This is a genomic window from Vibrio mytili, from assembly GCF_000830505.1.
GTDB classification, from domain to species: Bacteria; Pseudomonadota; Gammaproteobacteria; order Enterobacterales; family Vibrionaceae; genus Vibrio; species Vibrio mytili.
This window is the reverse complement of record NZ_JXOK01000015.1, coordinates 13,336-29,957: the sequence shown is the minus strand read 5'-3', so window position 1 is coordinate 29,957 and position 16,622 is coordinate 13,336. Positions and strand designations below refer to the sequence as shown.

29 protein-coding genes are annotated in these 16,622 nt (G+C 43.7%); all 29 read left to right on the top strand.

What is annotated here, in order from left to right; translation table 11 throughout:
* The first annotated feature begins 64 nt into the window (after positions 1 to 64).
* The 29 genes from SU60_RS05980 to SU60_RS05840 all read left to right on the top strand — a co-directional run bounded on the left by SU60_RS05980 (position 65) and on the right by SU60_RS05840 (position 16,567).
* Entirely contained in the window at positions 65 to 1,225 is a 1,161-nt protein-coding gene (locus SU60_RS05980) for a ligand-gated ion channel (RefSeq protein ID WP_041154745.1), read from the top strand.
* 71 nt (positions 1,226 to 1,296) lie between these two features.
* Entirely contained in the window at positions 1,297 to 1,479 is a 183-nt protein-coding gene (locus SU60_RS05975) for a hypothetical protein (protein ID WP_014386745.1), read from the top strand.
* A gap of 253 nt (positions 1,480 to 1,732) precedes the next feature.
* Entirely contained in the window at positions 1,733 to 2,212 is a 480-nt protein-coding gene (locus SU60_RS05970) for a DUF3085 domain-containing protein (protein WP_041154744.1), read from the top strand.
* Positions 2,213 to 2,270: 58 nt separating this feature from the next.
* Positions 2,271 to 2,768, top strand: a complete 498-nt coding sequence (locus SU60_RS05965; RefSeq protein ID WP_014386747.1) for a hypothetical protein — start codon at positions 2,271 to 2,273, stop codon at positions 2,766 to 2,768.
* 64 nt (positions 2,769 to 2,832) lie between these two features.
* Entirely contained in the window at positions 2,833 to 3,723 is an 891-nt protein-coding gene (locus SU60_RS05960) for a class I SAM-dependent methyltransferase (RefSeq protein WP_041154743.1), read from the top strand.
* A 445-nt stretch (positions 3,724 to 4,168) separates the two neighbouring features.
* The gene (locus SU60_RS22285; RefSeq protein WP_014386750.1) at positions 4,169 to 4,786 is read left to right on the top strand and encodes a hypothetical protein; all 618 of its coding nucleotides are present in this window, start codon (positions 4,169 to 4,171) and stop codon (positions 4,784 to 4,786) included.
* On the top strand, positions 4,773 to 5,057 hold the full coding sequence (locus SU60_RS05950; RefSeq protein ID WP_014386751.1) for a hypothetical protein: 285 nt from the start codon (positions 4,773 to 4,775) through the stop codon (positions 5,055 to 5,057). The genes SU60_RS22285 and SU60_RS05950 overlap by 14 nt, the downstream gene beginning before the upstream one ends.
* Before the next feature lie 31 nt (positions 5,058 to 5,088).
* Positions 5,089 to 5,280, top strand: a complete 192-nt coding sequence (locus SU60_RS05945; protein WP_014386752.1) for a hypothetical protein — start codon at positions 5,089 to 5,091, stop codon at positions 5,278 to 5,280.
* Positions 5,281 to 5,363: 83 nt separating this feature from the next.
* Positions 5,364 to 5,774, top strand: a complete 411-nt coding sequence (locus tag SU60_RS05940; RefSeq protein WP_014386753.1) for a hypothetical protein — start codon at positions 5,364 to 5,366, stop codon at positions 5,772 to 5,774.
* 55 nt (positions 5,775 to 5,829) lie between these two features.
* Positions 5,830 to 6,465, top strand: a complete 636-nt coding sequence (locus tag SU60_RS05935) for a hypothetical protein (RefSeq protein WP_041154742.1) — start codon at positions 5,830 to 5,832, stop codon at positions 6,463 to 6,465.
* Between the two features lie 213 nt (positions 6,466 to 6,678).
* Positions 6,679 to 7,065, top strand: a complete 387-nt coding sequence (locus tag SU60_RS05930; RefSeq protein WP_014386755.1) for a hypothetical protein — start codon at positions 6,679 to 6,681, stop codon at positions 7,063 to 7,065.
* Positions 7,066 to 7,095: 30 nt separating this feature from the next.
* Complete coding sequence (tusA, locus tag SU60_RS05925) at positions 7,096 to 7,326, top strand: sulfurtransferase TusA (RefSeq protein ID WP_041154741.1); 231 nt, start codon at positions 7,096 to 7,098, stop codon at positions 7,324 to 7,326.
* 61 nt (positions 7,327 to 7,387) lie between these two features.
* The gene (locus tag SU60_RS05920) at positions 7,388 to 7,702 is read left to right on the top strand and encodes a hypothetical protein (RefSeq protein WP_014386757.1); all 315 of its coding nucleotides are present in this window, start codon (positions 7,388 to 7,390) and stop codon (positions 7,700 to 7,702) included.
* Positions 7,703 to 7,791: 89 nt separating this feature from the next.
* Positions 7,792 to 7,971 carry a hypothetical protein gene (locus SU60_RS05915; protein WP_014386758.1) on the top strand — a complete coding sequence of 60 codons (180 nt, stop codon included), beginning with the start codon at positions 7,792 to 7,794 and terminating at the stop codon, positions 7,969 to 7,971.
* A 122-nt stretch (positions 7,972 to 8,093) separates the two neighbouring features.
* Entirely contained in the window at positions 8,094 to 8,264 is a 171-nt protein-coding gene (locus SU60_RS21945; protein WP_159408529.1) for a hypothetical protein, read from the top strand.
* A 60-nt stretch (positions 8,265 to 8,324) separates the two neighbouring features.
* On the top strand, positions 8,325 to 9,242 hold the full coding sequence (locus tag SU60_RS22080) for a hypothetical protein (protein ID WP_014386760.1): 918 nt from the start codon (positions 8,325 to 8,327) through the stop codon (positions 9,240 to 9,242).
* Between the two features lie 226 nt (positions 9,243 to 9,468).
* Entirely contained in the window at positions 9,469 to 9,762 is a 294-nt protein-coding gene (locus SU60_RS05900; RefSeq protein WP_014386761.1) for a hypothetical protein, read from the top strand.
* 76 nt (positions 9,763 to 9,838) lie between these two features.
* Positions 9,839 to 10,039: a hypothetical protein gene (locus tag SU60_RS05895; protein ID WP_014386762.1), complete on the top strand. Its 201-nt coding sequence runs from the start codon at positions 9,839 to 9,841 to the stop codon at positions 10,037 to 10,039.
* Between the two features lie 11 nt (positions 10,040 to 10,050).
* Positions 10,051 to 10,464, top strand: coding sequence for a hypothetical protein (locus SU60_RS05890; protein ID WP_014386763.1), 414 nt, complete (start codon positions 10,051 to 10,053; stop codon positions 10,462 to 10,464).
* Positions 10,465 to 10,542: 78 nt separating this feature from the next.
* Complete coding sequence (locus SU60_RS05885; RefSeq protein WP_014386764.1) at positions 10,543 to 11,004, top strand: hypothetical protein; 462 nt, start codon at positions 10,543 to 10,545, stop codon at positions 11,002 to 11,004.
* 189 nt (positions 11,005 to 11,193) lie between these two features.
* The gene (locus SU60_RS05880; protein ID WP_014386765.1) at positions 11,194 to 11,625 is read left to right on the top strand and encodes a hypothetical protein; all 432 of its coding nucleotides are present in this window, start codon (positions 11,194 to 11,196) and stop codon (positions 11,623 to 11,625) included.
* 67 nt (positions 11,626 to 11,692) lie between these two features.
* The gene (locus SU60_RS05875) at positions 11,693 to 11,941 is read left to right on the top strand and encodes a hypothetical protein (RefSeq protein ID WP_014386766.1); all 249 of its coding nucleotides are present in this window, start codon (positions 11,693 to 11,695) and stop codon (positions 11,939 to 11,941) included.
* Between the two features lie 116 nt (positions 11,942 to 12,057).
* Positions 12,058 to 12,258, top strand: a complete 201-nt coding sequence (locus SU60_RS05870; RefSeq protein WP_014386767.1) for a hypothetical protein — start codon at positions 12,058 to 12,060, stop codon at positions 12,256 to 12,258.
* A 358-nt stretch (positions 12,259 to 12,616) separates the two neighbouring features.
* Positions 12,617 to 13,456 (top strand): 5'-deoxynucleotidase, encoded by an 840-nt coding sequence (yfbR, locus tag SU60_RS05865; RefSeq protein ID WP_014386768.1) that lies wholly within the window; start codon positions 12,617 to 12,619, stop codon positions 13,454 to 13,456.
* The gene (locus SU60_RS05860) at positions 13,453 to 13,686 is read left to right on the top strand and encodes a hypothetical protein (protein WP_014386769.1); all 234 of its coding nucleotides are present in this window, start codon (positions 13,453 to 13,455) and stop codon (positions 13,684 to 13,686) included. Before yfbR ends, SU60_RS05860 begins: the two co-directional genes overlap by 4 nt.
* Positions 13,687 to 13,769: 83 nt before the next feature.
* The gene (locus tag SU60_RS05855; RefSeq protein WP_014386770.1) at positions 13,770 to 14,156 is read left to right on the top strand and encodes a DUF3846 domain-containing protein; all 387 of its coding nucleotides are present in this window, start codon (positions 13,770 to 13,772) and stop codon (positions 14,154 to 14,156) included.
* Between the two features lie 85 nt (positions 14,157 to 14,241).
* The gene (locus SU60_RS05850; protein WP_052481497.1) at positions 14,242 to 15,147 is read left to right on the top strand and encodes a hypothetical protein; all 906 of its coding nucleotides are present in this window, start codon (positions 14,242 to 14,244) and stop codon (positions 15,145 to 15,147) included.
* An 82-nt stretch (positions 15,148 to 15,229) separates the two neighbouring features.
* The gene (locus SU60_RS05845) at positions 15,230 to 15,787 is read left to right on the top strand and encodes a hypothetical protein (protein WP_014386772.1); all 558 of its coding nucleotides are present in this window, start codon (positions 15,230 to 15,232) and stop codon (positions 15,785 to 15,787) included.
* A gap of 219 nt (positions 15,788 to 16,006) precedes the next feature.
* Positions 16,007 to 16,567: a hypothetical protein gene (locus SU60_RS05840; protein WP_014386773.1), complete on the top strand. Its 561-nt coding sequence runs from the start codon at positions 16,007 to 16,009 to the stop codon at positions 16,565 to 16,567.
* The last annotated feature ends 55 nt before the right edge of the window (positions 16,568 to 16,622 follow it).

Sequence of the window (16,622 nt, the reverse complement as noted above, 5' to 3'; positions counted from 1 at the left end):
TCACAGCCCTCGGGCACATCTTGCTCGACGGCATAGGTGTGTCCAATTTTTATGGAGAACAACCATGACTATCGCTCACACCGATACTGACTTGAAAATACAATCAGCTTTCCTTTGCGTTTTGACAGAGGGTTTTGATTATCCTACTGCACAAGATGCCTATGAGGCATATCGTGTGGCCGCAAACGTAGCAATCAAAAATCCAGAGAAGAAAATTTCTGATATGGGAATTAGCCTTTCTGGCCGACTGTTACCATCTCATCTCAAGACCTGCGCAGAGCTTGTCGATAGTGTTGACTATCTGGTTAGCACTATCAGTCTAGGGGTGGAATATTTTCTGGATCTTGCACAAGGCAAACACAGCTTGTTAACGGACCCAGAAAGCCTCATTGAATTAGATGGGGATGTGTTCAGAATCCATGAAACTAAACTTAGTTTGATGTCCATTGAAACTCCGTTGGAGCGTCATATCCCCGTTACCGACCTAGAAACACAAAAAGTTTATGGTTGGACTATTGATGGGGTTCTCGATGTTATTAACCGAGAAAGAAGTCCTGATTGGAGTGATTACACTGAAACAGATTGGGTTGAAGGTTGGAAGGAGTGGGTGGTTCCGGAAGGATACTATCAAATCCAAGAAGAAGATCTGAGACCTGACTACTTCACTGATTACAGTTCTGAGTTGTCGGATGAAAAAGTGTTTACACGTACTAAATCTGTCCAAAAAGAACCAAATGGTACTTTGACGGCAGGTGATGTATACGACTCAATTCATGACGATATGAAGGCTGTAATCGACGGCCCGTATCTGATTAAAGCTAATGGTGCATTAGTGACAGATACGGAACTAGAGGAGGTTTGCTTGACACTCTATTTTGGCGAAAAATACAGCCAAAGTATCATGATCAACTTTGATGAAATCTATAACGGCGTATTCCATGATGATACGACAATAAGTTTTTATTCAGGTTCTTTAAGTGAGCGACTCACATTAACTGTTGAAAAAATGCAGGTTGGTGTGAAGGCGAGCGGAAACATTCTTTCAATAGGTGAAGTCCACTACAACGTCTTTGACGCAACAGGGGAGCATGGAGCTGAAAATGCACTTGAGGCAATGAAAGCTTTGGGTAAACCAATGTTGTCGGCAGAGCAACTGTATAGCTCTCTCAAAGAGTTATGCTCAGAGACAAAAGGGCAATTCCAGATTATGGAAGCCCGGATCTAATACATTAACTCTAACGGGGCAATCACGCCCTGGTAGGCGTTGGTTGCCTCTTCAATTTTATGGAGACAGCCATGAGCACAAAAAACGCACATAAAGCAAAATACCATTTCTATTTCACGACCGCTGTACTGAAACATGCAGAGGACAACCACATCAATATCGGAGATTGTTTTGGGTATGGTGAAGATAACTTTGTTGTAGATCTTTATCCATATTCAAACCTCATCTATAGATGTGATGTGTTGACGAAATAGAAAGAGCCCCAAATAAGTGGAAAGAAAGTGAACTATTTGATTTGGTTGATAATCTTTCAGATTGTTTTTGGGGAATTATAGAGCGAGAAGGGTATGACGAGATGGATGCATCAATGCCATGCTTGGATGAGTTTGAGCTAGATATCAAACGCGCTCTAAATGTATTTGTAGGAATAAATTAAATCCTAAACCCTAAGGGGCCATCAAAGCCTCTAGGGCATTGCTGGCCTCTCAATTTTTAATGGAGGCCATTATGGCAATCGTAAAATTTAACATGAAAGAAGTACAACTGCTGGTGGATGAGCTTAATAAGACGAAAAGTTATTCACCAACAATGGATGATCTCTTTAAGCCTGCTCTATACAAAACAGGCAAAGCTGTTGATTCCAATGGAAACGATGAGGAACACAAAGATTTTGGATGGCCGGACTCCAGCCAGATAGACAAGTCTTTAGTCGAACCGCAGTTGCTATTGGTAAAAGATCAAGGTTTGTATCTTCTGAACAACGCAGATGTAAAAGAAAGTCCTCGCTCAAGAGGTGCTGTTGTCTATGCTCACGGATGTAATCCTGACAAAGATGACGACTTTTACGAAACTGCTCGAATGATATTTGGTGGTGATGATGGCAGCGTATCCATTCCGGTAGGTTGGTTTGACTTAGCGTATAAAGCTAATAAGCGTTATTTCAAGTTAAACGTTGCGCCAACACAAATTTCACTTGTCCTTAAATAACCCTTTCGGGGCCACTTGCCCTGAATGGGCAGTGGTCTCTATTAACTGGAGAATCACAATGACTACACTCGCATCCTTAGAATCAACGCTTAATCATGACATGGCAATGCGCCGTTTCTTAGATACTTTAAACCGTAATGAAATGGAGCGCTTATCTGGTGAGATTCACGCAAAATTCTACTGGAATAAGCGTAATCCACAGTGGTATAGCAGTGACAATGCTCGCTTATTTGCACTGCTGAACCGTGCCAAACGCATCATTAAGAAGCGACTTAAAACAGGACGAGTTAAACCAGAACAAACAGAGCATGGTTCGATTATCGAACGTAGTCACTTTCCACTAGGAGATACACTAACCTTTTGGAATTGCTACCTGAACGACTCTTGGAGAATTGCTCATCAAGACTCGTCATATAGTGCGTTCTGGTATAACGAGCGTGAGCTCAAATTGTGTACCTACTGTGAAGGTGATGTGGTCTTTATGACAGCTCCCAATAAGGAGATATATCGTAAGGATTACGAAAACCTTGATGCATGGTACACCGACAACCTTTAACCCTATAGGGGCACCCATTGCCCCTATAGGGAGCATGGTGTGCCCACCACAAGGAGGACACACCATGTTTACTACATCTGTTTGCTCTTACCCGAATCGTGGTCATTATGGCGACAACAAGTATCGAGGTAATTGCACCGGACACATCATTAAAGACTTTATTGAGTCATATATGATGAAACCTAATGGCTTAGTTGTTGACCCTAGTATTGGGGGAGGAACCAGTACTGAGGTGGCAAATGAACTCAAAGTTCGTTTTATTGGTACAGACTTGCATCAGGGGTTTAATTTGCTGCGAGATGATCTGTCTGCATTTCTTGGGGAGCCAGCCCACCTTATTTGGTGGCACCCCCCTTATGCAGACATGATCACTTTTTCTGGCAATATGTATGGTGAACCCAATAAATGGGATATGAGCCGTCTATCGTTGCCAGAGTTCGTGGAAGCTCTAGAATTAGCCATTATGAATATACATGATGCCTGTGAACCGGGAGGTCACTACGGTATTTTGATGGGAAACCTTCGACGTAAAGGCGAGTATTATAACTTGTCCAGTCTGGTTGAGCGTTTGGCTCCAGGTAAACTCGTTGATGAGATCATCAAGGTACAACACAACTGTGTCTCTGACCGGACCAACTACAGCAATAACAGTAAGCTGGTTCGTATCGCCCATGAAAAGTTACTGGTATTCAAAAAGCAAAATGCATCATCATCGCTTTCGCTTATCCCAGTAGCAGATAAACGTGCGGCCAATATGGTTGGAGTTACATGGAAAGCAGTGTTGCGTCGAGTGTTACAGGGTAAAACCTTATCGTTAGATGCCATTTACCAACAAATTGCACCTTACGCGAAACACCGACAAAACGAACACTGGCAAGCCAAGGTTCGTCAAGTGCTGCAAGATGAACGATATTTTGTTCGAGTGGATTCTGGGGTTTATACCCTAACAGAGTGAAAGCTAATGTTGACACCTAGAAAGGGCAGTTCCACATTAGAAAAATTCTCGAATTTATGTCGAAATACTCTAATACTCTGAGAAATCGGAGTACGTACCGTTTCAGGGTAATAAGCGCAGGGGGAAACGCCCCCTCGCTTTCCAAAGCAGTTTGAACTTACAAAGAGACTTTTTTGGAAAGTGCCTTTGGTGCTTGAGTACGTTAGCTGGACGTCGCAAATAAACAGCAAAATCACATCTATTAACCACCCTGGCGGGGCATGTCGGTGCAAGCTGGTAAGAGGGAACATTTCTTACCGTGCTGAACCTATAGCATATCTTAATGATGGTGAAATTTTGCCTTGCTGTGCTACAGCAACGTCAGATGTAACTGTCGATATCTAACCCCAACCCTGAGGAGCTTTAACCTACGGGTTGGGCTCCTCTTTACAAAGAGGAAATATGTATGACCAATCAATACCATCACGATTTTTACCGCAATAGCACTTTCCCTGTTGTTGTTTATGAATTGTGTGACGAGTCATTAACCATCAAGCCTGTAACAATTGAGGAGTACGGTTTAGCCACTCCAGATTGTACAGAGGAAAGCATTCTTTACTATGCGGAAGGCAAACGTTGCCGTTCGTCTGTAGAACACTTCTTCTTAACTCGTAATGATGCAGAAGAAGCTCTAGAGCGTTTAAGAATGTCCTTAACCACCAAGCCAAAATTAGAAGAACTCGCATACGCCCAAGCAACTGCTCAGTACCTGTCAGAATTAGGAAGTGCTGACAATTGGTTCATGGCTTACGAGTACCTAATAGAATGCGTTGAGAAAGGTGAAGAGCCCGATTTAACTGCATGGCAACCATTTGAACATTGGGAATGGAAAGATATAGCAGATCGTATAGACGATGAGGCTCAATCTATTCTTTCTCTGTTGAAACAGGTGTTAAAACTTGCGAAAGAGGGGATCGTTTATTCGGCCATAAATGACACACTCACAATGGATATGAACCAGCTATGTATGCAAAGCATGGTAGAACTAGGTGCATGTCAGGAGGTGTCCAATGAAGCTGAATAAACGAATAGCTAGTCAAGATGAGCATGGTCGTATTGCCAATATCATTAAATGGTGTAAGCGACACAACCAAACGATCAATGGCTTCCCTTACGGGGATGATTTGGTTGGTTCGGATGGAATTCATCTTGAATTGTTGGTCCCTCAAGGTACTTCTCCTGAGAAGTGTACCGATGCTTTGGTTCAAGGTTACTCAGAGCGAGATGTCGTAACCCATGCGGTGATTGAATGTCCCGCAGATTGGTTTAACGCCAACCTTGAATCTAGGCATTAGATACTGGCTTATAAACTCAGGGAGGTGAGTTATGACCATGCCAAATTCGCAACTAGTTATGTTTGCTGGAAACAACGTGGAAACTGTAGAGGAAGTTCGCTCGATGCAGCTTGCCGTTAGATGTGATGCTTTAAAAGCAAATTCATCGTCGGAAAGAAAAGAGCTCGAATCATTGGAGCTTTGGCTGGAAGAGCAAATTAACTCTCAGATTGTTGGATTTTAACATATGAAACTTAACCCCAAAGGGGCATACCTATGCCCTTTTGGGAGTGGGTTGCCTCTCAATTAAATTTTTAGGAGCAACCCGTGAATACTGCAAGCGTATTAACCTACGATGCACAATTACAACTCCCCTTCATTTTTGATGATCTGCTATTAGAAAATGATGAAGAGCCGATTGAAAAGGTTACTCCCTTAACAATCGTAGCATCATGTTCTGATCGTACAGTCGAGCAAGAGTTTGAAACTGAAATCGAAACTTGGACTGATGGGCAGATTAAAGAGCTAAGAGAGGCATTTTTGCGGTATAGCTTAAATGTCCTTGCTGACGGACGCTCTGGTAAAAAAGCAAAAGATGAAGCTTATGAATGGTTGAACTCTGATGAAGTTCATCCATTTTCATTTGTTACCTGTTGTGTGTTATCTGGTTACGACCCTGATGAAGTGCGTAACCTTTGCCAATACACACTCAGACAGTTAGCTAAAAGAAATAAGTAGCCACCAGGAGGGGGATCACCTGCTGGTGGACTCCTCCAAGTTCGAGGAGATTACAATGACTACTTCACTGAAACAGAAAGCAATTGGATTGGCCGCTGCACATGTCCTTAAATTCAATAATGAATATAAAGGGACATGGTATGACGGCTATTTGCTTTTGCTGGAATGTATGCAGCAAGATCGAGAACCTGAACATTGTGCCATCAGAGATGATGTTGAGTTTTGGTCATGGCATGAGGTAGTGCAATTCATTGATAAAGAGGCTGAAAACATTTGGAAGCCGATGGAAAATGAATTGGCTGACACCAAGCAACTGATTGTTCATGATGCTGCCTCGGGACTTGATAAGTTCTGTGGTATCGACGTTGAACGCTTCGGTGAGCTTGATAAGGCGTGTCAAACTATCGTTCTAAACAAAGCGGTAGTACTTGCTGTAGATAAGGTAAATCGAGATGAACCTGAGAGTGAGCAAACTAAATTCCATGTTCGTTCATATTCTGGACGGTTTATGTATGGTCGTACTTGTCTTGGGATAGATGTCCCCCCAGGAAAAGATCTTTCAGCAGTGGCAAGTTGCATGGGAAATTTATTCAAATTTCTAGGTACACCACGTCAAGATCAAATGGGCAAAGGTACAATCTATTATTGGCCGAATATCGAACAATGTGAATCACACGATGTAGCCTTGTAGGAAACTATAAGGTAGAAATAACAAGCGCAGGGGGAAATGCCCCCTCGCTTTCCAAAGCAGTTTGTACGTACATAGAGACTTTTTTGGAAAGTGCCTTTGGTGCTTGAGTACGTTAGCTGGACGTCGCAAATAAACAGCAATATATCAACCCTGACGGGAGAGCCTCCCGTCGGGAGCTCTCCGTCAATAACCAATAATTGCATGGAGAAGATCATGTCTAAAAACACTAACGATATTTTTACTAATCGCACCCCTTTGGAGTTCTGTGTTTATCCCAAACTAGACCGATGCGTTGGTCTACGTATAGGCTATCCACACTGTCGAGAAGGTGCCAATGGCGTTGTCTGTGAGGTTGAAGCAGAATATCCCACACTAAATACTCATTCGAGTGTAGCGTGGCCTCTGGTTGAAGAACTGAATAGCTACACCATCAAAAAACAGAAACAGATAATCGAGGATATTGATGAGGCTGTTGCTGAACTTTTAATGCACAAAGCCAATCTTCTAGAAAATATTCTAAAGCTAGAAGACGGTGAACTTGATTTAAACGAACAAGCGAAAATGCGCTACGAAGAAAACAGTAAGTCTTCTGTCGCGTGATTAGACTGCTATAGGCAAGGGTGATAACCAATGAATGTAGATCAGTTTATTGACGTGATGGGATTGCGATGCCCTGAGCCATTAATGGTGGTTCGTCGTGCAATTCGTCGTATGGGGCCAGGAGAAACACTCGAAGTGAAAGCTGATGACCCAGCTACCACGAGAGATATACCTGACTTTTGTCGCCACATGGATCATCACCTTGTGGAAAGCGAAGTAACCTCTCCCCCATACAAATACATAATCAAGAAACAAATATAAACCCCATAGGGGCGGAAACGTCCTATGGGATAGTTCCGCTCCTTTAATTTAGGAGAAAGGCATGTATATATCGTTACGAGGTCTAAATCACGAGCAATTAAAGTCCAAGATTATCGACCATCGAACAAAGCGCTCATACACTGTTGAAGAGGCTAATACCCCACTACCCAAACAGTCTATTGTCGAGGTAGGACGGCTTTCCTGTGTGTACACAGGTAAGAAATTGTCCCCAGCAGAAGTAAACGCTTATAACGGTTTTACTGAGGAATACAATCGCAGCACATGGCGGCCAGATCAGGATTTCCTCCTAGATCAGAGACATCGCTTATATCATGCAATTTGTCTCGACAACCTTAAACTTCAAGAATCTGCCTAAACCTATGAGGTAGTTCATTTCAAACACTAGCCCACGGGCGCACTTGTGCCCGTAGGGTACAGGTGTGCTCTTTATCTAAGGAGACACCTATGGCCGCTAAATTTATTGAGTTTGATTCACAAAAAGAAGCTATAAATCATCGAGCTAAAGCGGGGGGCTGGATTTTTTCAGCTTTCAGTGGAAAAGCGATATGGTTTAACACGACATTCACACCTCACAAGATTCTTTTATTGTCTTTCCTGCGTTTGAAGCTCTGGCCTACGAATTAGGCCGAAGCTGCTGGCAGCTGGCGGACAAGACTCCGGTACTAGTCGAAGTGGTGGATACCGAGCAGCCTTATATCGGCGGCGAAGACTTCCACTGGGCTCCGGCTTTAATCGAACGATCAGGAATGCTCAAGCTCGCACCAGCAGGTGAAGCCTTGGGTATGCCTATCAATGTAATGAACAATTCGGTCTATTTCGCTGCGGCGGATGGTCCGGACACAAGTTGCGGTCATCAACCAGCAAAATCAATTCCAATCCAAATGGCTGGAGATGAAATTCGCGTTATGGCCGCTTAACACTACCAATAGCTGAGGTGATTCCCAGAAGGGGTTCCTCAGCCTTACCAGGAGAAATCTATGTGTAAATTATCTATTTATCGTGCTGAACACGGTTCGTATACGGAAGCTCTAAAATGTGCAGCTGTTTACCACTCAACAGGGGATGAGCTTGAACCTGAATTTGTAGATGGTCCAGCTGGTAGAGTGACATATTTAAGTGATATGTATTCTGTCATACAAACAGTTTGCAACGCAGCTGGCCGAGACGATTTGGTCTTCGGTACAGTCATAAACAATATCTTTTGGGAGTTGGATGAGTTAATTGACCACTTTGAAAAGGTAAACCAGTGGCCTTGTGAGAATTACCCTGAGAAGGTTGAAAAGCTTGCTCAAGATGCTCACAAAGGATGTGGACTGATTTATGAACTCTTCGCAAACCGGTATATAGATGCGATTGATAACCTTGTTCTCGACTTACCTAAAGGAGTTAAAGAACAGGTTATCAAGCTTGCTGAAAATTACGGTTACGAAGTCATTACAGCGGAGCAGCAAACTGAAAGCCATGAAGAGCATTGGAATGATGACGTTCATTATTGCTCCCACGGCATAGATGCAAATTGCTGTCCGGCTGGTTGTGGCGATATTGATGATGGGCCATATGACGAAATGCAAGAACCCAGTGGCTATAACGAAGCCGGGGTGATTCATTCACGTATAGAAGGCATCGTCGGAAATATTAAGCAGGGAGAAACTATATCTCCATTAGATTGGTGCATGTTGAAAAAGTATGTCCATGATAATCCAGATGCGTGTTCTTGGTACGATGATTGTTTTGTTGAGCCATTAAATGGTTCACGAGAAACAGTTCGAAGTGCAGGAGAGCTTGTTAAGTATCTTCAAAGACAAATTCTGGATGCTTGCTTCGATTTTCGTTTAAACAAGCGAGTTGAAGCAGCGAAAAGTGAAAATGGTATTTTAATTCATTGTTCTTTATGAATTAACTTACTCTAAGGTGGATGCGGAGCTTGATAGCTCTGCATCCTTACCTCTTGGTGTCATTCTTGACATTTTCTAAAGGCGTTTGTTAGAGACGTTTTTGGAAAGTGCCTTGTGCGCTGATGTGCGATAGCTGGTCGCCAAAAACAAACAGCATTACTAATAACCCTACCGGGGATAGCTCTCCGGCAGGAGGCTATCTCCAAAAACTTATGGAGATATAGATATGTCAAAATTCGATCAAATTGCAACCGTACACAAACTGACAGTTGTTAAACAAGCTGATGAGCATGACTCAGAATTCGATGTTTACTTGTGTGAAGACCAGTTCGGTAACGAATGGGCTTTATCAAAAGAAGGAGAACCTGAGTATGCCGAGTGGGGTGTTTATAATTACATCGTTCGCAACAATGTTTGTATGATCACCACGCCAGTATCAACGCCTTGTATGTCTTGGGAGCTTGCAGATCTTCCCAAAGACTATAAAGGTGAACTACAAGTCGGCATGTCAATTGTCTGATACCTATTAACACAAACCCACAGGGGGAACTGACGCCCTGTGCGGCACAGCTCCCTCTCTAACTCTGGAGAGAGAAATGACTAAATTAAACCGATATGCACTACGAAGCGCGGTAGAGAAGATCGACGGATACTATCTGCCCCGCCCACACGAGCGCAACAAGACTGATGCTTTTGAGCGAGCTAAGCACGATTGCTTAGCAGCCTTACGCCAACAGATTCAAAAGATTGAGTCTATAACGTTTGAACAGTTCACCAGTAAAGATTCGCGCAAGTAGGGAGTAGTGTCATGACAGAAGTGAATAAAACAGAGCGTACTCCAGAGCAAATTGAACTGATCTGGAAGCACACTCATAAAGATATGAAAGGCGTCTCAAATGGTGTGAAAACCATCGTCTACCCAGCTCCTTATAGCTGTCTCGGAACGGTCGAAGACCTGCCTGAGGATGCGTACCAGGACAAGCTACGCTATGCCCGGTACAAGGAATGCTGTGAGAAACGAGATGAGAAGCTGCGGCCAATCATGGTGGAGCATGGTGTCATCGAGCACTTCGATAGCACAATGCAATGGCGTGACGAGCTCGACGACGTAGCGGTGTTTGCTGGATTTACTCTACAGGGTGAAGCTCTGGAAGCTCTGCTGACGGACGTCAAAGCTGCTGACATTACATATCCCAAAACAGCCGGGCTCAAGTACCTTTGATCTGGCATGTAAATTAACCCCAGGGGGAACAAGCGCCCTCTGGGTACTTGTTTTCCCACAACTAAAAGGTGAAGGAAAATGAAAGCATTAACCAGCCAAGAACTAAATATGGCTTTGGCCGCGTTACGTTGGATGCAGGAGACGATGGAGCAATCGAACCCAAAGGAATTGTCTGATTTCTTTGCAAGACTTCCTCATTTTACTGACGAAAAGCCGTTGAGCGGAGAAGAGATCGACACGCTATGCGAAAAGATGTACTCGCTTGACAAACCAGCCTTGCAAACTGATATAACCGATCTGGTCGATGGGTTAGGTGATAAAGTCTCGGCCTCGGTTGAGATAGGCAATATCGGTGGTGAGCTTTTGCTAAGTGCTAAAGGCTACTCAGATTGCAACTCTGAGGATAACGTTGGATTTCCATTGTTGATAGAAAACAACGCTGGAAATCTCCAATTGCGGGTTTGGGCTGATATAAATAAAGAAGATCCGACGCATGTGATCTCCTTACAAGGAGCAAAGAATGAGATGCGTCAGGAGTAATGCTCAATGAGCGGTAAGTGTGGGAATATCCCCGCACTTTCCCAAGCATCCTAGAGCAGGATTCTTCGGAAAGTGCCTTTGGCGCTTATGTGCGATAGCTGGTCGCCAAAAACAAACAGTACTTATTGTAACCCGCGTGGGGATAGTCCCTGCCGGGGGCTATCTCCATTCAACATGGAGATGACAATTATGAAAATTGAATCTGTAGTTCGTCTTCCAATGGAAGATTCAGGTTTAGGTCACAATATCGTCCGGTTAAATAACCGAAACGTAGACTCAAAGAGAAAAGATCCTAATCGTTTCTTTCGACGTGAGCCAGTAGTGATCTATAACCCCGATAACGGCACAAAAGTAATTCGATATGTAATGGGCAACCCAGGAACAATGTCGATTACCAAAAATGCTGTTGGTCTTGATTACGATGCCGTTGATGCTCTTGGAGTGAAATTTAAAGAAGAGGTATCACTGGAAATGCGGAGAGCTCGCTGGTGGGAAATTTACCAGTGGTTCTGGTTCCACCCTGACTTCTCTATTCGCTTATCAATCCGTCTTGGAGTGGTAGGCGCATTACTCGGCATTCTTGGTTTTTTCACTGGGATCACTCCCATCATTTTAGGCTAACGCCTATCCAAAAGCTCAGAAGCTCCAGAAGGGTGCTTCTGAGCCCACTCTAGAAGGAAATAAGCTTATGTATCAATACGATCATAAAAAACGAAATATTATTGTATCGGTTTTGACTGTTGTGGGTAGTTTGTGTGTTTTGGTGCCGCTTTTGGTCGCCATTTCGTTTGACTGGCCCCCGTTACTTACCGATATGGCCGCATGGTTTGAGAATGCAAAACAATATGCAGTAGCGCAGTTCTGGGGGCTCGTATTTGGAGTGCCTTGTTTATACATTGCATATCGCATTTATAATTGGCTGCCGATCATTCCTTAATATTTCAATATCAAACCCACGGGGGTGTATGTCCCTGTGGGGGCGTGCGCCCTCCATACTTTTTACGGAGGATACTATGCAACATCAACTTGACATGCTTGCGTCAGTTTGTGCTGATGAAACACCCGTTATTCATTCGCGCTGCAAATATTGCCAAATTTGGCGGTTCAGCAGCAAAAGTAGTGATCACTAAGCACGGTGGAGAGCTGTATGTGATCAAACACTGGCTGATGTCTGATGTGTGGGATTTTTTATTAAGCTCGGGAGCCGATGCTAAATACCCCTTACCAAGTTATATACGAGGGGGGGTACATTAAACTCCAACCTGATGTGATTAGTGGCTTAGTAAACAAAAACCCCGGCATTTTTGCTGGGGTTTTTTACTTATGAGAACCAAACGCCCTAAAAGGGCAAATAGACGTTTCGTGAACCATTTGGATTGGCGATAGACTAAAAAAAATGTCGGCTTTGCTGACGTTGAAAGGTAGCTGGCCTACAAGCAGCAACTACATTCTGAATGGAATACATTCCATCAGAAATCTGATTAAATATTTCGGTGTCAGGCCGAAAATACACCTCAAGAACAGTCCACAAGGACTCTCACAACTTAACCCACATGGGTACACGGGACCTATGTGGTAACTGTGTACCCTTCAAACTTCATTGGAGGATACTATGTCAAATTCAAACTATGGATTCCTAGCACTTGCTTTGCGTCAACGATTGATAAAACGCTGGTCACTGATGCATTCAGTACAGCCTGAATCAGTCTTGGAGCATAGTGCTACCGTTACGTTGCTTGCTCTTCTCGCTGGTCATGTCGCAAACCAAAAGGGGAACAAGGTCGATCTTGCCAAAATGCTTTCCCACGCAGCACTACATGATGTAGCCGAAGTTCTCTGTCAGGATGTTGTGACGCCAGTAAAAAAGGCTAATGACACTTTGGCGAGGGAGTTCGAGCGACTTGAAAAAGCTGCTGAGGAGCAGTTAATTCACACGCTACCTTTGGAGCTTCAAGGTGCAGTCGCGGAAGCATTTGCCCCAGGTGGCTATGAACAGCAACTGGTGAAAGCCTGCGATACCTACGCTGCATATATCAAGTGCAAACTTGAAGTGGCAGCTGGCAATGCGCTGGAGTTCCAAGATGCTCTCGACAAGATGATTGGCGTTGTATCTCAGTTGAAATCTGATTTCCCTGAGATCGAAGCAATAGATCAATGGTTCGGTGCTGGACTTAACTTGTCAGTAGATAAATTGCTGTCATGTAGCGATGACGAAGGTTGCTACATCAAATTTGTTACTGATCAGCGTCCGGGAGAGCCAGATATTCTTGCTGGAAATGAACAATCAGATCTTATTCTGACAGATCTCGAAGGCAAAGAGCTCAAACGAATCAAGCCAACTGCACCTTGGACTCATGAAACACTTTCCATGTTAACCATCTCTTCGGAATGGGCCCGTATGGGAGTTGAGGCATACCTTGGAAAGCAGTGGGTTGGGAGTACCGAAGTATGAATAATAATGACTTCAAACTAGTACAAAGAAATACAGATGAATGGGACAAAATGTGGAACGAATTGGCCCAACATCCATTAAATAATGGCGACGCGGTTTGTGAAGAGTCAGTTACTGGAGAGTGCTGGCAATACATGGGTACGCAAGGTGGTAAGCACAATTTTCGCCACCGCTGTCACCCTAAAACAGGTTGCCGCCAATACCTAGATATCGACGCTGTGACCGTATAAGTAAACCAATCTTTAAACCCTAACGGGGCATCAAAGCCCCTTTGGGGCCTTGGTGTCCCTCAATGACATATTTGGAGGATTCCATGTCAATTTGTGATGAAGCAATGTCTAAGGCCACTAACAAAGGCTATTTAATAACCGCAGAAGGCTGCACTCCAGTCGATATTCCAAAAGAAGACGGATTACAAACTATGTATAAGCTAATCGGCTGTAGCATGGTCCAGAGCTTTGATTGGGAGCTATCGAATGGAAAAACAGTCAGTCTTTATCTTGATGAAGAAGGACTGTTCAGTAGCGGTATCAAGCTCGGTTGTATATTACATGGTGCAGATTCACCTGTTGTAGGCAACATCATCGTGCTGGGTACTCCAGATTACAGCGATGGTGAAGGTTATGACACTTCTGCACCGGAAGACTTTGAAGAGCATCAGTTGATCGCTCGGAAAGGTCTTTTGGACATCTGTGCTTAACTATTAAATCCGAAATCATTAAAACCCTAAGGGGGCACCAATCCCTTAGGGGGAGGTGTCTCCTCAAAAAAACAAGGAGATAGCTATGATTAAAACTCATTTCAATAACCAACTGAAAAAACTTGGCTACCCAGAAGGTCTGACAATCGAGTACAGCCTTAGTTACTGTCAAGGTGATGGTATGAGTTTCTATGGAAACCTCGATGAGGATGATGTAGAGAAGCTTATGCTGCGAATTTATGACCAAAATACAGCAGGTGAAAACGCCGTACTTCGCGTAAAAAACCTTTTGGTTCGTAAAGAAGCATTATCTATGTTGGAAATATTAAGGGAAGCAGATATAGGATGTTGCAGAATGTCGATTGAGCGAAACTCTCATGGGCATCGGTACAGCCACTATAACTGCATGGATCTTTGTCATGAAGTCGATTTTGAAAGTTTCTCTGAGGAGCATTTTGAAGCGATTCGTGCCGCTGGTCTGGTAACAGGTGAAGTGACTGATGAGCACATCACTAGATGGCAAAGCATTTGGAACGACTTTGTGAGTCGTCTCGAACATGACATCAAATCTACATCCCAACAGCTTGAAGCCGAAGGCTATGCGCTGGTGGAAGGTACGCCATACGAAGAAGTTGTTTCCTGGGAGTTTAATACAGCTGACTACACAGTCCAGCTTAAAGAGCATCCCGAGCATGACTTTGATATTGGATGCTGGGACGAAGAGTTAGCATTACAAACAATACAGGATATTGTTGATGGTAAGCAGCGCTATCTGAGGTTGGAAGCTAAGATCCTCGACCGAGAGACGGAAGAGGAACTAGCATCTGAATCTATAGGTGGCCTGGTTATAGATGTTAATGACAGAAGTTATGGAAGTTACCGCCGCGAATTGGTCAGTAATGCCATAGCAGAAGTTCGTAAAATACAGCTCAAAAATGCTATATCAGAACATCATCAAATGCAGGAATCGTTAGTTCGTAAAGCGGCCTAACATTTTTACTTAACCCTAGAGGGGGGCTTGCTCCCCTTGTGGGGCAACCCCCTTCGATTTAAATAATTGAAGGAGAAACACTATGGGATTTTTTAGCTGGAAAACGTGTGATTCAAAAGAAAGCATCTCGAATGTATATTCTGGACGTCAAGTTCGCACTGTTTACTTACTACAACCTCATGGTCAGAAACCATTACAGGAAAATGCTTACGAGGGCTATGGCATATTTGGTGGAGTCAACGCCCATGTCTGGCTGGCAAAAGCAAACTTAGATAAGAACATTGCATCTGGAATGGATGACGAAACTTTGCGGATCATAGGGGTTTATCTGAGCTGTGGCTTTGATTTTTACCGAGATAAGAACAAGCAAGTTTATGCTTGTTCAGACAAGGTGATGGTGATAGAAGCTCTTGGCTTGTTTGACTTCCCGATTGTAAAGATAAATGGTTATGATGAAATGTTCACCGTCGATGGAGTATCTGGCACAATGGAACAGCATGAATGGAATGGACGTTTAACAAAGCAAACTCCGCCTTCAATTGCTTATCCTCTGAAATTTTCGTTTAACGAAAATGCGCGATATGAAGCCTATTCGGCATCAGAGTCGTGTGACAAGCAAGGATATTTCTACGATGATTAACAGTGAGGGGCGAAAGCCCCCACTTTCCCTTAGGTGTTATAGAGCACCTAACGGAAAGTGACGAATTCTACTCTCATTGAGAGTGAAGACGCGATAGCTGGTCGCTAAAAACAAACAGCATTCAATTTAAGTGAAAGTTCTCTTTCACCCTTCATAACCCAGTCGGGTACACCAACCCGACATGGGCCAGGTGTACCTGCAAACTGTAGGAGTACACCTATGTCTAACATTGCAATTCTGCAACATCTGCAACAACGTATGCTTGAAATTTCGAATGCGGAAAAACTACCTCTCCATTTCAAATCTAATTTGGAGATTGATGGTAAAGAGCTCGAACGTTTCAAAAGCAACCCAAGCGGTAAATTCGTTTGGTTACTGCGTCCTTCTGGAACTCAAATCGTTCCGGTCGGACTTGGCGTTAATCCCGTTCATATAACGTATTGGATCTGGTCAGAACAAGGACCAGAAACCAAAGCGTTTGTCGTGGATATCAACGCTGGCACCATAGAGAAGATTACTCATGAACAAGCAGAGAGCCTCATTATGATGCCTCCTTGCAAAATCTCTACTCTAATGAGTAAAGAAGAAGTAATCGAGAAAGTAGCTTACGTTCTCCGCGAAGGCGTAAACAGTAAGATTTGGGGAGCTTTTAATCCTCCATCTCTTGATGATTACGCTAAGTGGAATTGGATCGACTGGCTAACTTACTTCAAATCATCAGGTAATCACCTGATGCAATCCTTCTTGGGTAAGGCCATACGCAGAGTTAATGGTCAATAGCCCAAAATCAAACCCCAGCCGGGGAGAGCATCTCCGGTAGGGGAGCCTCCTTGGC